We start from the raw sequence: 14582 nt of genomic DNA, 5'->3' as shown, positions 1-14582 counted from the left end.
TCCTGAGTTAGGCTCAATATTTCAGGTCGGCGTAAATCGCCAAAACACCGCGGTCAGTCCCCTCGCCCCCCCCCCGGGAGAGGGAGCCGATCTCGGTTGCCTTCAAATCCTGAGTTCAGCTCGATATTTCAGGTCGGCGTAAATCAGTAGAGCGACCCGGTCAGTCCCCTCTCCCTCTGGGAGAGGGCTAGGGTGAGGGCCTTCTAACTGACTCGACGCTCAATGCCATGCTTACGCAGTTTTCTATAGAGCGTATTACGGCTGACCCCAAGCTGTTCCGCTGTATGCGTCATGTGCCACCGCGTCTGCTCCAGCGTTTTAAGCAGCGCAATCCGCTCGGCGTCTTCCAGGGGATGTTCAGACGAATCAGGCTGCAAAATCGGCACCCGTCCCTGCCGAATCATCACCGGCAAATCCTCCAGCCCGATCCGCCCTTCATCACACAACGCCGCCAACGTGCGCAGCACATTGCGCAACTGGCGCACGTTGCCCGGCCAGTTGAAGGCCAGCAACGCCTGACGCGCCGACTCGTTGATCAGGATCGTTTCTCCACCCGCCTCCTCGGCCAACAGGAAATCCAGCAGCTGCGATTTATCACTGCGCTCGCGGAGTGCCGGCAGTGCCACTTCCAGCCCGTTGAGCCGGTAATACAAATCCTCGCGGAAGCTGCCGTCCGCAACCCGCTCCAGCAAATTGCGGTGGGTGGCGCTGATGATCCGCACATTGACCGACTCCGGCTCGCCGCCAATCGGCACCACTTGCCGGTCTTCAAGCACCCGCAACAACCGGGTCTGCAAGGCCAGCGGCATATCGCCGATTTCATCGAGGAACAACGTACCGCCATCGGCCTGCTGCAACTTGCCGCGCATGCCATCCTTGCGCGCGCCGGTGAAGCTGCCGCCGCGATAGCCGAACAGTTCGCTTTCAATCAGGCTCTCAGGAATCGCCGCGCAATTGAGCGCGACGAAGGCTTTGTTCGATCGCTGGCTGGCCTGGTGCACAGCCTTGGCGAAGGCTTCCTTGCCGGAGCCGGTTTCGCCATTGATCAACAACGGCACATCTCGCTCGAAGACGCGCAGCGCTTTGCGGAAGTCTGCCTGCAAGGCCTCATCACCGAGACAAATGCCCGACAAGCGCGCGGGTGCCGGAATGACCGGCGCAGGCATGATCGGCGTCGGCCTGCGCGATTCGCCGCGCAACACGGCAAACAGATGCCGACCGTCGCGGGTGCGCAACGGCCAACTGGCGCTGGCATGGGCACTGGCGCGGCCAAGCAATTCATCCAGCGAACAATCGAAAAACGCCTCGACCGGTTTGCCCAGCAAGCCACCGCGAATATGCCCGAGCAGGTTCAGCGCACTCTGGTTGACCGCACTGATCCGCCCTTCGCCGTCAAACGCCAGCAGCCCTTCGCTGAACAAACCGACCGATTCTGCCTGCAAGTGGAAACGCAGCAACCATTGGTTATCGAAACAACGCAGGAAGTAGCAACTCTCGATCATCTTCGCCGAGAGGTTGACCAGCGCCATGGTGTGAAACTGGCTTTGCCGCGAGACATCGTGGCGCGCCGAGGACACGTCGAGTACCGCGAGCAGTTCGCCATGCGGGTCGAACACCGGACTGGCCGAGCAGGTCAGGCCGGTGTGGCGGCCGCGAAAGTGTTCGTCCTGATGAATGGTCAGCGCCTGCCGCTCGACCAGGCAGGTGCCGATGCCGTTGGTGCCTTCGCAGGCTTCGCTCCAGTCAGCGCCGAGCCAGAGGCCGGCACGTTCGAAAATCTTGCGTTCGGCCGGCGCGGTGACGCAGTTGAGGATCACCCCGCGAGCATCGGTCAGCAGCACCGCGTGGCCGGCGCCGGAGAGTTGTTGATGCAGGCTGCTCATTTCATTGCCGGCGATCTGCAACACTTGCTGCAGACGTTCGCGGCTCTCCAGCACACGGCCGTGCTCAAGTACCGTCGGCGCCATGCTCAGCGCCGGGTCGAGGTGATAGTCCTCCAGACAGCGCAGCCAGGAACGGGCAATCGACGGGTCGGCACCGGGCCCGTGCAGATGCGGTTTGCCCTGGGTCACGGTGAGAACCTGTCGGGCATGGCGACTCAAATGGTTGTCGTGCATTTCTTATTGTTCTCCCCGGGGTTCGACGGCCCAATGCTGAGGTGACGCCCAGCATCCTCCAGCCATCGACGCATTGCAATGCTGGCAAGACTGCCCGGTCACTGGCTGTGCCAAAAGCGGTACAAACTGTCACCCCCTCTGTACCGAAACCATCACAGGCGCGATCCACTCGTCCGACAAAAATCACGCAAGGCCTTGATCTACCTGCCCTGCACGGCAGTGGCCCGACCTTTGCTCTACGCTTATAGCAAGCGCACTTGCGCGTTTCTCTAATAAGTACAAAGCCAAGGAGAACATCATCATGCGTTACGCTCACCCCGGAACTGAAGGCGCCAAAGTCTCGTTCAAGAGCAAGTACGGTAACTACATCGGCGGCGAGTTCGTCGCGCCTGTCAAAGGTCAGTACTTCACCAACACCTCGCCAGTGAATGGCCAACCGATTGCCGAATTCCCCCGCTCCACTGCCGAAGACATCGACAAGGCACTGGACGCCGCCCACGCCGCTGCCGATGCGTGGGGCGCGACCTCCGTGCAGGCGCGCTCGCTGATCCTGCTGAAAATCGCCGACCGCATCGAAGCGAACCTCGAACTGCTGGCGATCACCGAAACCTGGGACAACGGCAAAGCCATCCGCGAAACCCTCAACGCCGACATCCCGCTGGCCGCCGACCATTTCCGCTACTTCGCCGGGTGCCTGCGCGCCCAGGAAGGCAGCGCTGCCGAAATCGACGGCAACACCGTGGCTTATCACATCCATGAACCGCTGGGCGTGGTCGGCCAGATCATCCCGTGGAACTTCCCGCTACTGATGGCTGCCTGGAAACTCGCTCCGGCACTGGCTGCCGGTAACTGCGTGGTGCTCAAGCCTGCCGAGCAAACCCCGCTGGGCATCTGTGTACTGATGGAGTTGATCGGCGATCTGCTGCCGCCGGGCGTGCTCAACGTGGTGCAAGGGTTCGGCAAAGAGGCCGGCGAAGCCCTGGCCACCAGCAAGCGCATCGCCAAGATTGCGTTCACCGGCTCGACCCCGGTCGGCTCGCACATCATGAAGTGCGCGGCCGAGAACATCATTCCGTCCACCGTGGAACTGGGCGGCAAATCGCCGAACATCTTCTTCGAAGACATCATGCAGGCCGAACCGAGCTTCATCGAAAAAGCCGCTGAAGGTCTGGTACTGGCGTTTTTCAACCAGGGCGAAGTGTGCACCTGCCCTTCCCGCGCGCTGGTGCAGGAATCGATCTACGACGAATTCATGCAAGCAGTGATGAAGAAAGTCAGCCAGATCAAGCGTGGCGACCCACTGGACACCGACACCATGGTTGGCGCGCAGGCGTCCGAGCAGCAATTCGACAAGATCCTGTCGTACCTGGAAATCGCCAAGGGCGAAGGTGCCGAGCTGTTGACCGGCGGCAAGGTGGAAAAACTCGAGGGCAGTCTCGCAACCGGCTACTACATCCAGCCGACCCTGCTCAAGGGCACCAACAAGATGCGCGTGTTCCAGGAAGAAATCTTCGGCCCGGTGGTCAGCATCACCACCTTCAAGGACGAAGCCGAAGCCCTGGCAATTGCCAACGACACCGAGTTCGGCCTCGGCGCCGGGCTGTGGACTCGCGACATCAACCGCGCCTACCGCATGGGCCGCGCGATCAAGGCCGGTCGCGTGTGGACCAACTGCTACCACCTGTATCCGGCGCATGCCGCGTTCGGCGGGTACAAGAAATCCGGCGTTGGTCGTGAAACCCACAAGATGATGCTTGACCACTATCAGCAGACCAAAAACCTGCTGGTGAGCTACGACATCAATCCGTTGGGGTTCTTCTAAACCTGCAGCACTGATCGTTCCCACGCTCTGCGTGGGAATGCAGCCCGGGACGCTCCGCGTCTCACCAAAGCCGAACGCAGAGCGTCCGTTGAGGCATCCCCACGCAGAGCGTGGGGACGATCATGCTACCCACCGGCAAAAAAGCCGGGCCAATAAAACAATAAGAACGGTGAAACCTATGCCTAGCGAATCCCCGGCTGGCGCTCCGGCGACCGGCGCCTCCGTCGACTTTGAAAAAGTCGGATCGGATTACTTTCAACAACGCGAACTGAAAAAAGGTGCTGCCGGCTGGGTACTGCTGGTGGGGCTGGGCGTGGCCTACGTGATTTCCGGTGACTATGCCGGCTGGAACTTCGGCCTCGCTCAGGGTGGCTGGGGCGGCATGTTCCTGGCGACGCTGCTGATGGCCACCATGTACCTGTGCATGTGCTTTTCTCTGGCCGAGTTGTCTTCGATGATCCCCACCGCCGGCGGTGGCTACGGTTTTGCGCGCAGTGCATTCGGGCCTTGGGGCGGGTTTCTCACCGGCACCGCGATCCTCATCGAATACGCCATTGCCCCTGCGGCTATCGCGGTGTTCATCGGTGCCTACTGCGAATCGCTGTTCGGCATCGGCGGCTGGATGATTTATCTGGCGTTCTACATCATTTTCATTGCCATCCATATTTTCGGGGTCGGCGAAGCGCTCAAGCTGATGTTTGTCATCACCGCCGTCGCCGCGTTGGCGCTGGGGGTGTTTCTGGTGGCAATGGTGCCGCACTTCGACGTCGCCAACCTGCTCGACATTCCGGTCACTGCCGCGGCGGGCGCCAGTCCGTTTCTGCCATTTGGCTATGTCGGCGTCTGGGCGGCGATTCCCTATGCGATCTGGTTCTTCCTTGCCGTTGAAGGCGTGCCGCTGGCCGCCGAGGAAACCAAGAACCCCAAACGTGACCTGCCACGTGGCTTGATCGGCGCCATGTTGGTGCTGCTCATGTTTGCCCTGTTGATTCTGATCGTCGGCCCCGGCGGTGCGGGCGCCAACTCGCTGCTGACCTCCGGTAACCCGTTGGTTGAAGCGTTGAGCAAAGCCTATGGTGGCTCGACCTGGATGGGCAGCTTCGTCAATCTCGTGGGCCTGGCCGGGTTGATCGCCAGTTTCTTCTCGATCATCTATGCCTACTCGCGACAGATTTTCGCCTTGTCGCGTGCAGGCTACCTGCCGCGAAAACTCTCCGAGACCAACAAAAGCAAGGCGCCAGTGCTGGCCCTGATCATTCCAGGGATCATCGGTTTTGGTCTGTCACTGACCGGCCAGGGCGACCTGCTGATTCTGGTAGCGGTGTTCGGCGCGACCATTTCCTACGTGCTGATGATGGCGGCGCATATCACGCTGCGCATCCGCCGCCCCAAAATGGATCGGCCGTACCGCACGCCTGGCGGCATTTTCACCTCCGGTGTGGCGCTGGTGCTGGCTTGCATCGCCGTAATTGCGGGGTTTCTGGTTGACCCACGGGTCGTGATCGGCGCCGCTATCATCTATGGAGTGTTAATTGCTTACTTTGCTTTCTACAGTCGACATCACTTGGTAGCAGGTACGCCGGAAGAAGAATTCGCGGCGATTCAGAACGCTGAAAAAGCCCTGCACTGACTGCCGAAAACCACGGCGCGGGTCTGACCTGCGCCGTCACGGAGAATTCTGTATGGCGAGTTTCGCTCACACGGTCGGCGCCCAGACCTATCGCTTCGACAGCCTCAAGGACGTCATGGCCAAGGCCAGCCCGGCGCGTTCCGGGGACTTTCTTGCCGGCGTCGCCGCGCTCAACGACGGCGAGCGCGTAGCCGCACAAATGGCCCTGGCCGACATCCCGCTCACGCATTTCCTGCAGGAAGCGCTGATTCCCTACGAGTCCGATGAAGTCACCCGGCTGATCATCGACACCCACGACAAGCAAGCCTTCGCCGTGGTCAGCCACCTCACCGTCGGCGGCTTTCGCGACTGGCTGCTCAGCGACGCCGCCGACGAAACCAGCCTGCGCAACCTCGCCCCCGGCCTGACCCCGGAAATGGTCGCCGCGGTGTCGAAGATCATGCGCGTGCAGGATCTGGTGCTGGTGGCGCAAAAGATCCGCGTGGTCACAAAATTTCGCGGCACCCTCGGCCTGCGCGGGCGTTTGTCGACGCGCCTGCAACCCAATCATCCAACCGACGAGCCTTCCGGCATCGCTGCAAGCATTCTCGACGGTCTGCTCTACGGCAACGGCGACGCGATGATCGGGATCAACCCGGCCACCGACAGCATCGCCTCGATCTGCGCGATGCTGGAAATGCTCGACGCGATCATCCAGCGCTACGACATCCCGACTCAGGCCTGCGTGCTGACCCACGTCACCACCTCCATCGAAGCGATCAATCGCGGCGTGCCGCTGGATCTGGTGTTTCAGTCGATTGCCGGCACCGAAGCGGCCAACGCCAGTTTCGGCATCAACCTGAATGTCTTGCAGGAAGGCTACGACGCTGGCCTGAGCCTGAATCGCGGCACTCTCGGGCAAAACCTGATGTATTTCGAAACAGGTCAAGGCAGCGCGCTGTCGGCCAACGCCCACCACGGTGTCGACCAACAGACCTGCGAGACGCGGGCCTACGCTGTGGCACGACATTTCAAACCGTTTCTGGTGAACACCGTCGTAGGATTTATCGGCCCGGAGTACCTGTACAACGGCAAACAGATCATCCGCGCCGGCCTCGAAGACCATTTCTGCGGCAAGTTGCTCGGCGTGCCGATGGGTTGCGATATCTGCTACACCAACCACGCCGAAGCCGATCAGGACGACATGGACACCCTGCTGACCCTCTTGGGTGTGGCCGGGATCAATTTCATCATGGGCATCCCCGGCTCCGACGACATCATGCTCAACTACCAGACCACCTCGTTCCACGACGCGCTCTACGCCCGCCAGACCCTGGGCCTGAAACCGGCGCCGGAGTTTGAGCAGTGGCTGGCGAACATGGGCATCTTCACCCAAGCGGACGGCAAGGTTCGTTTCGGTAACAACTTGCCGCCGGCCTTTCGCCAGGCGCTGGCGCAACTGGGATGAGTCACATGGAAAAACCGCCCGTCGACCCGCAAAACCCTTGGCTGGAACTGCGTCGCCTGACCCCGGCGCGGATCGCCCTCGGCCGCACCGGCACCAGCCTGCCGACCAACGCACAACTGGACTTTCAGTTCGCCCACGCGCAGGCACGCGACGCCGTGCACCTGCCGTTCGATCACGCCGCGCTCAGCGCGCAACTGACGGAACGTGGCCGCGAAAGCCTGCTGCTCCACAGCGCCGCTGCGGATCGCAACAGCTATCTGCAACGCCCGGATCTGGGGCGCAAGCTCAGCGATGAATCGGCGCAGGCCTTGCGCGAATATGCCGCGGCGCATCCGGGCGGCGTCGATCTGGCGATTGTCGTGGCTGACGGTTTGTCGGCATTGGCAGTGCATCGGCATACTTTGCCGTTTCTGACCCGACTGGAGGAGCAGATGAACGCTGAGGGCTGGTCAACAGCGCCGGTCGTTCTGGTGGAACAGGGTCGCGTTGCGGTCGGCGATGAAATTGGTCAATTGCTCGGCGCAAAAATGCTGGTGATGCTGATCGGCGAACGCCCAGGCCTCAGTTCGCCAGACAGCCTCGGTTTATATTTCACCTACAATCCAAAGGTCGGCCTGACCGACGCCTACCGCAACTGCATTTCCAATGTACGGCTCGAAGGCTTGAGCTACGGCATGGCGGCGCACCGCTTGCTTTATCTGATGCGCGAAGCCTGTCGGCGGCAGTTGTCGGGGGTCAACCTGAAGGACGAAGCACAGGTTCAGACGCTGGAGTCGGACGCCGGTGTAGACATGAAAGGTAATTTCCTACTGGATCCGCCCACAACCTGAACCGTTTCCGCATTGCGTTTCTGCGCTGCTTTAAGGCAGGATCGATGCACGGCCGCACGGGTTTCCCATCGCCGTCAGAGCAGTTGAAGACAGCCACTTGAAGACGAGACCTATCATGCGGATTATTCAAGCGACCCTCGAACATCTGGATTTGTTGACCCCGTTGTTCGTCAAATATCGCGAGTTCTACGGTTCCCTGCCTTACCCGGATTCCTCCCGTGCCTTCCTTGAAAAGCGTCTGCGCCGCAAGGAATCGGTGATCTATCTGGCTCTGGCCGACGATGACGACAAGAAACTGATGGGTTTCTGTCAGCTCTATCCAAGCTTCTCTTCGCTGTCGCTCAAACGCGTGTGGATCCTCAACGATATCTACGTCGCTGAAGACGCGCGCCGGCAACTGGTCGCTGACAACCTGATCCGCACGGCGAAAAAAATGGCCAAGGAAACCCAGGCCGTGCGCATGCGTGTTTCCACGAGCAGCAATAATGAGGTCGCGCAGAAAACCTACGAATCCATCGGGTTCAAGGAAGACACCGAGTTCAAGAACTACGTGCTGCCGATCAGTGAAGAACTCTGATTGCGCACGCCACCTGTGATGAGGGAGCCTGCTCCCTCAGCCACGCCGAATGCAGCCTGACAATTGTTCACACCCCGACATCCCCCGCTACAAAACCAACGCGCTTTTCATCCTTCAGACCGTATAATCCCGATCTTTCCGGCTTGTAAGAAAAACTACACCCCGCTGTAGGCTTACACGAAGTCATCCGCACAGGCCTGCCGAGTCGGGCCGCCATACAGGTGCCCCCATGGATTTCAACCCGCTCGACCTTATCCTGCATCTCGACGTCTACCTCGATTTGCTGGTGAACAACTATGGGCCATGGATCTACGCCATCCTGTTTCTGGTGATCTTCTGTGAAACCGGTCTGGTGGTGATGCCCTTCCTGCCGGGCGACTCGCTGTTGTTCATTGCCGGTGCCGTGGCGGCGGGCGGTGGCATGGATCCGGTCCTGTTGGGCGGTCTGCTGATGCTCGCGGCCATACTCGGTGACAGCACCAACTATGTGATCGGACGAACGGCCGGCGAGAAGTTGTTCAGCAACCCGAACTCGAAAATCTTCCGTCGCGATTACCTGCAGAAAACCCACGATTTCTATGACAAGCATGGCGGCAAGACCGTAACCCTGGCGCGCTTCCTGCCGATCATCCGCACCTTTGCACCGTTCGTCGCCGGTGTTGCGAAGATGCCGTACGCACGCTTTTTCGGTTTCAGCGTGTTGGGCACCATCCTCTGGGTCGGTGGACTGGTAACCCTGGGCTACTTCTTCGGCAACGTACCGTTCATCAAGAAAAACCTGTCGTTACTCGTGGTAGCGATCATTCTGCTATCGCTGGTGCCGATGATTCTCGGCGTGGTTCGCAGCCGTTTCGGCGGCACCAAAGCCCAATCGCACTAAGCCGATGTGGTCGCTAAGCGCCTGGCGTCGCCGGCGCATTCTGGCGAAGCACCCGATTGCCGACGACATGTGGCAACGGGTGCGCCATCACCTGAGTTTTCTTGACGGTATCAGTGCCGCTGAAGATCAGTGGCTGCGCGAAGCCTGCGTGCTGTTCCTCGAAGACAAACACCTGAGCGCCCTGCCCGGTGTCGAACTGCATCAGGAACAACGCCTGCTGCTCGCCGCTCAGGCGCAGTTGCCGCTGCTGCATCTCGGCGATTTGAACTGGTATCAGGGTTTCCACGAGATCGTCCTCTACCCCGACGACTTTCTCAGCCCGCAACGCCATCGTGACGCCAGCGGCGTCGAGCATGAGTGGGATGGCGAGCACAGCGGCGAAGCCTGGCAACAAGGGCCGATCATCCTCGCCTGGCCGGGCGTGATGGCCAGTGGCGGCTGGGAAGGCTACAACCTGGTGATCCACGAACTGGCGCACAAACTCGACATGCTCAACGGCGACGCCAATGGTCTGCCGCCGCTGCATGCGGACATGCGGGTCAGCGACTGGGCCGAAGTGATGCAAAAAGCCTACGACGATCTCAACCGTCAGCTTGACCACGACCCGGACGCCGAAACCGCCATCGATCCCTACGCCGCCGAAAACCCGGCGGAATTCTTCGCGGTCACCAGCGAATACTTCTTCAGCGCCCCGGATCTGCTGCACGAGGCTTATCCACAGGTCTACTTGCAACTGAAGCTTTTCTACCGGCAGGATCCGTTGAGCCGGTTGCGGCAACTTCAGGCCACAGACCCGGTCTATCAGGCGCACGACTAAGGTCTGCACGACTTTCGGTACATGGCGTCGACGGCAGAATATGCCTATAATCGCCGCCACTTTTTGGTCAATCCGGCCAAGTGTTTTTGGTCAACTACGGGGGCAACGCCCAATGAGCTACAGCAAGATTCCGGCTGGCAAAGACCTGCCGAACGACATCTACGTCGCGATCGAGATCCCGGCCAACCACGCGCCGATCAAATACGAAATCGACAAAGACAGCGATTGCCTGTTCGTTGACCGTTTCATGGCCACCCCAATGTTCTACCCGGCCAACTACGGTTACATCCCGAACACCCTGGCTGACGACGGTGATCCCCTCGACGTACTGGTTGTGACCCCTTACCCGGTTGCTCCAGGCTCGGTGATCCGCGCGCGTCCAGTCGGCATCCTGAACATGACCGACGACGGCGGCGGCGATGCCAAAGTCATCGCAGTGCCACACGACAAGCTGTCCCAGCTGTACGTCGATGTGAAGGAATACACCGACCTGCCGCCACTGCTGATCCAGCAGATCGAGCACTTCTTCGCGAACTACAAAGATCTCGAAAAAGGCAAGTGGGTCAAGATCGAAGGCTGGGCCGGTGCAGACGCCGCCCGCGACGCGATCACCAAGTCGGTTGCCGCCTACAAGGGCTAAGCACCTGCGCTAAGCGTGAGGCTTGAAGAAAACCCCGGTTGATCCGGGGTTTTTTGTGCCTGGCAAAAGCCGTATTAAACAGAGTGTTTATGGCGGACCACAGAAAAGTTTTGCCATGTGTAATTTCCCACAAGAACGTCTTACATCCCGTCGCAAAATTCAGCCCGTTTTTGAACGTCCGGTTTATTCAAACCGCTCTGGCACGGCCGTAGACTCCGTGTTTATGAGAAAGAACACTAGCGGTCCAAGATTCAAGGCACTCCTGGAAGCTGCGAACATCTCGACGACGGGTTTCGCAAAGTTCTGGGGCACGGAAGCCCAAAATGTCCACAACTGGTACACCCGGGGCGTCCCGGCGTATCGCATGGAAGAAGTCTCACGCCTGCTGTCCGTCAACAGCGAATGGCTGAAAACCGGCGAAGGCACAAAAGAGTTGCCGAGCCTGACTCCCCCTGCCAGCAACGGCGACAGCTTCGACGTCCACGATCCTCGGGGCACCTACCGATTCATCCATCCCAACGACATCGAACTGGCTTTCTTCAAAGAAACGCCACTGACCAACGGCTCCGACAAAACTCACGTCATCCAGGACCCGGACCTGTCCATCCGACTGCTGCGCGCCCCACTGGATCAACTGGAAATCCGCCATGCCGACGCCATCTGCGCGCACATGATCGGCAACAGCATGGCCGAACGCATCGAAGACGGCTCCATCGTTGCCATCGACCGCAGCCTGACCCAGGTCGTCGACGGCGAGATCTACGCCATCGAACACGACGGCATGCTGCGCATCAAATACCTGCATCGCATGCCCGGCAACGGCTTGCGCCTGCGCAGCCACAACAACGCCGAATACCCGGACGAAGTGTTCCGCCCGGCACAGATCGAGGAGCAACGGATTCATATATTGGGCTGGGTGTTCTGGTGGTCTACGGTGAGCAAGCGGCGGCCGGTGGTGCCGTTTCTATGACTTGATGCGGTTTTTCAAGTTTGCACTGAACCCTGTGGGAGCGAGCCTGCTCGCGAAGAGGCCCGGACAATCGGTACAAATCCCGGATTTCTGGCGAAGAAGTCGCTCTAACCCGCACTTCAGGCTGGGAATCCACAACAAAACTCAGTATCCTGCGCCCCACATTTGCGCATCGACCCGCCCTGCGGCTCAGAGAGCGCCCGACGCGGCAGACCAACGTCTGACCAAGTCCCACAGCCGGACGCAGATCCGGATGTACGTTTTGAAGGCTGGCGCGGTTTACCAAAAATAAACCAAGCCAGTCCCCGAGAAGCCGGCCACAAGCCGGCTTTTTAATGCCTGTAGAAAAACCAGGTCAGGTGCTTCCGATGATCAGAACCTTCTGGCATGCCCCCCCCGATCTGTTGCATGGATAAATAAACGCGAAGTACATCCAGCACGGGTTTTATACCTGGCTGACCGCGCTGAAACGAATCAGGCAATTTTCCATCGCCGGTCAACTTCTAAAAGGCACCGCGCATCCAGATGGCCCACAAACAAAAATAAGACCTATGAATAACTGAAACCAAGAAAACTCAATATTTATAAAGCCTCTTCGCCATTAGTCGAATACTGGCCCGTTGACACCGGCGATTATAGTACCCACCACAAAAGCCAATCCGACCACCAGTTAGTTCTGGAACTAAAATGTCTTTGAGCCAATACCCGCTGGGTACGATACCGATAGATGAGAAACTACTGCAATTCCTCCACGCTATAGACAGCGCGCGCATCGCTTGGAAAACTGCAGTCAATCAAATAAACGCAGCATGTGATGACGTGTGGCTGGCTCGAATGTGGGAAGTGGAAAAGCTCGAAGGCCAGTACAGAACTTGTCAGGACCAACTGTTCTTTTACCTGAAGCAGCTGGTTCACCTCTAAGCTTTGCAGTTCATACAGCAACTGCACCCGCAGAAAAGTCCGTGGATCCGGGCTATCCAGATCACGACAACTCTGCCTATTCGACTAAAGAATGAAGCATGTTGTTTTATCTTCCTTTGATGTCTGTGGCCAACCGCCGAAGAGCGCTCACAACTCAGGCGGGCTTTAAGCTGTAACCTTTCAGTTAGCCGGCATCATATAGCAGCGGTGCTGAATATTTTTCTGAGCAACAGACTAAAAATTACTCACCCGCAATTAATAGCAGCCGCAAAGTTAAAGATTCACGACTCATGGTCGACATCAGAGCACCAAGATCAATCTAAACCCATTATTACCTGGAGTCCTTATGTTCGGCTGGATCAGCGATATCCGTGTCAGCGCTAAACTTAGTCTGGGGTTTGGACTGGTATTAGGACTTACGTTGTTAATCGCAGCCTCTGGCTGGTATACCGTTAACGCACTGACCGAGCGCGGCATCAAGATTGAGAAAATTGCTCAAGTCAGTAATTACACGAAAGACTTGCGAATCATTCGTTTACGCATAGGTGGCAATCCTCAACCGGATGCCTATCGACCCTTGCAGCAAACGCTGGATAGCCTGCTGGCCCACCTGACCAGTATCAAAGGAGAATTCATCGTACCGGTAGATCACGAGCTGATTCAGCAACAGATCAGCGCAGCGACGGAATATGGACAACTGCTGCAAGAACTGGTCAAGCCCAACATTGATCAGGCCCCCATGTTCAAACGAATGGCGCAGTTGGGCGATCAGTTGCTCGACACCACGCAAAAACTCATTGATTCGCAAAACACCAAGCGCGCTACCGATGCCGAGTCCGCCAAAACCCTGCTGAGCCTTGTAGCCGCCCTGGCTTTGCTGCTCGGCACACTGGCGGCATGGGTTATTACTCGACAGATCGTCACCCCGCTAAGAGGCACACTTGAGGCGGTCAATCGTATTGCCGAAGGTGATTTAAGCCACCAGATTCAGGTTGATCGGCGTGATGAGTTGGGCCTGTTGCAATCGGGTCTACAGCGGATGACGCTCAACCTGCACGAGCTGATCGATGGTATTCGCGCCGGTGTCATCCAGGTAGCAAGCGCTGCAGAACAGCTATCGGCCATTACCGAGCAAACGAATACAGGCGTGAACAATCAGAAGGTCGAGACTGATCACGTTGCCACTGCAATGAACGAAATGACCGCCACTGTGCAAAACGTCGCACGCAATGCCGAAGAAGCGTCGGCTGCCGCAACTGTCGCAGATCAGCAAGCCTGCGAGGGGGAGCAGATCGTCGGTGACGCCATCGCTCAGATCAAGCGTCTGGCGGAGGAACTCAACTGCTCGGCAGAGGCTGTGCGCCACCTTCAGGAACAAAGCGACAAAATAGGCGGTGTGCTGGATGTGATCAAGGCCGTGGCCCAGCAAACCAACTTGCTGGCGCTGAATGCCGCCATTGAAGCGGCTCGCGCAGGGGAGGCTGGTCGCGGTTTTGCAGTGGTTGCCGATGAAGTGCGTAATCTGGCCTTGCGCACCCAGCGCTCCACTGAAGAAATTGAAAATCTGGTCGCCGGTGTGCAAAGCGGCACTCATGCCGTCGCTTCAGGCATGGACAGCAGCCTGCTCCTGAGCGAAAGCAGCGTGGACTTTACCCATCGCGCCGTCAACGCTCTGGAAAACATTACCGCCAAGGTATCCATTATCCAGTCCATGAATCAGCAGATAGCCACCGCGGCGGATCAACAAAGTGCCGTAACCGAGGAAATCAATCGCAGCGTGATCAACGTTCGCGACATTTCAGATCAGACGGCAAGTACCTGTGAAGAAACCGCGTCGTCGAGTATTGAACTGGCGCGGCTGGGGCATGAACTGGAAGCTCTGGTTGGTCGTTTCAAAGTATGAGCCCGAGGCAGGCGCTGCCCGCTCATGG

The 14582-nt window shown here is 58.6% G+C and carries 11 protein-coding genes; 10 read left to right on the top strand and 1 reads right to left on the bottom strand.

Annotation, left to right across the window (positions count from 1 at the left end):
- Positions 1-203: 203 nt before the first annotated feature.
- On the bottom strand, positions 204-2117 hold the full coding sequence (locus M9827_RS26535; protein ID WP_250608127.1) for a sigma-54-dependent Fis family transcriptional regulator: 1914 nt from the start codon (positions 2115-2117) through the stop codon (positions 204-206).
- A gap of 301 nt (positions 2118-2418) precedes the next feature.
- Here M9827_RS26535 and exaC point away from each other — a divergent pair, with 301 nt between their 5' ends.
- The 10 genes from exaC to M9827_RS26485 all read left to right on the top strand — a co-directional run bounded on the left by exaC (position 2419) and on the right by M9827_RS26485 (position 14554).
- Positions 2419-3939 (top strand): acetaldehyde dehydrogenase ExaC, encoded by a 1521-nt coding sequence (gene exaC / locus M9827_RS26530; protein ID WP_250608125.1) that lies wholly within the window; start codon positions 2419-2421, stop codon positions 3937-3939.
- 178 nt (positions 3940-4117) lie between these two features.
- Positions 4118-5569, top strand: a complete 1452-nt coding sequence (gene eat / locus M9827_RS26525; RefSeq protein ID WP_250608123.1) for an ethanolamine permease — start codon at positions 4118-4120, stop codon at positions 5567-5569.
- A 52-nt stretch (positions 5570-5621) separates the two neighbouring features.
- A complete protein-coding gene (locus tag M9827_RS26520) occupies positions 5622-7016 on the top strand; it encodes an ethanolamine ammonia-lyase subunit EutB (RefSeq protein ID WP_038361972.1) in 1395 nt (464 codons plus the stop codon).
- Positions 7013-7846, top strand: coding sequence for an ethanolamine ammonia-lyase subunit EutC (gene eutC, locus M9827_RS26515; protein ID WP_502943470.1), 834 nt, complete (start codon positions 7013-7015; stop codon positions 7844-7846). Before M9827_RS26520 ends, eutC begins: the two co-directional genes overlap by 4 nt.
- Positions 7847-7961: 115 nt before the next feature.
- A complete protein-coding gene (locus M9827_RS26510) occupies positions 7962-8423 on the top strand; it encodes a GNAT family N-acetyltransferase (RefSeq protein ID WP_007910890.1) in 462 nt (153 codons plus the stop codon).
- Between the two features lie 229 nt (positions 8424-8652).
- On the top strand, positions 8653-9303 hold the full coding sequence (locus M9827_RS26505) for a DedA family protein (RefSeq protein WP_034153744.1): 651 nt from the start codon (positions 8653-8655) through the stop codon (positions 9301-9303).
- Positions 9304-9307: 4 nt separating this feature from the next.
- Positions 9308-10120: a M90 family metallopeptidase gene (locus M9827_RS26500; protein WP_250608119.1), complete on the top strand. Its 813-nt coding sequence runs from the start codon at positions 9308-9310 to the stop codon at positions 10118-10120.
- A 112-nt stretch (positions 10121-10232) separates the two neighbouring features.
- Positions 10233-10760, top strand: coding sequence for an inorganic diphosphatase (gene ppa / locus M9827_RS26495; protein WP_008052339.1), 528 nt, complete (start codon positions 10233-10235; stop codon positions 10758-10760).
- 223 nt (positions 10761-10983) lie between these two features.
- Entirely contained in the window at positions 10984-11730 is a 747-nt protein-coding gene (locus M9827_RS26490) for a S24 family peptidase (RefSeq protein ID WP_250608117.1), read from the top strand.
- A gap of 1267 nt (positions 11731-12997) precedes the next feature.
- Positions 12998-14554, top strand: a complete 1557-nt coding sequence (locus tag M9827_RS26485) for a methyl-accepting chemotaxis protein (RefSeq protein WP_250608115.1) — start codon at positions 12998-13000, stop codon at positions 14552-14554.
- Positions 14555-14582 lie beyond the last annotated feature (28 nt).

Origin of the sequence: Pseudomonas sp. AKS31 (assembly GCF_023634765.1) — a bacterium.
GTDB lineage: Bacteria > Pseudomonadota > Gammaproteobacteria > Pseudomonadales > Pseudomonadaceae > Aquipseudomonas.
Note: the sequence above shows the minus strand (reverse complement) of the source record. Positions and strands in the feature narration are given on the sequence as shown.

Coding starts and splice junctions, on each gene's coding strand:
- M9827_RS26535 (WP_250608127.1), bottom strand. CDS start 2,117: ATGCACGACAACCATTTGAGTCGCCATGCCCGACAGGTTCTCACCGTG.
- exaC (WP_250608125.1), top strand. CDS start 2,419: ATGCGTTACGCTCACCCCGGAACTGAAGGCGCCAAAGTCTCGTTCAAG.
- eat (WP_250608123.1), top strand. CDS start 4,118: ATGCCTAGCGAATCCCCGGCTGGCGCTCCGGCGACCGGCGCCTCCGTC.
- M9827_RS26520 (WP_038361972.1), top strand. CDS start 5,622: ATGGCGAGTTTCGCTCACACGGTCGGCGCCCAGACCTATCGCTTCGAC.
- eutC (WP_502943470.1), top strand. CDS start 7,013: ATGAGTCACATGGAAAAACCGCCCGTCGACCCGCAAAACCCTTGGCTG.
- M9827_RS26510 (WP_007910890.1), top strand. CDS start 7,962: ATGCGGATTATTCAAGCGACCCTCGAACATCTGGATTTGTTGACCCCG.
- M9827_RS26505 (WP_034153744.1), top strand. CDS start 8,653: ATGGATTTCAACCCGCTCGACCTTATCCTGCATCTCGACGTCTACCTC.
- M9827_RS26500 (WP_250608119.1), top strand. CDS start 9,308: ATGTGGTCGCTAAGCGCCTGGCGTCGCCGGCGCATTCTGGCGAAGCAC.
- ppa (WP_008052339.1), top strand. CDS start 10,233: ATGAGCTACAGCAAGATTCCGGCTGGCAAAGACCTGCCGAACGACATC.
- M9827_RS26490 (WP_250608117.1), top strand. CDS start 10,984: ATGAGAAAGAACACTAGCGGTCCAAGATTCAAGGCACTCCTGGAAGCT.
- M9827_RS26485 (WP_250608115.1), top strand. CDS start 12,998: ATGTTCGGCTGGATCAGCGATATCCGTGTCAGCGCTAAACTTAGTCTG.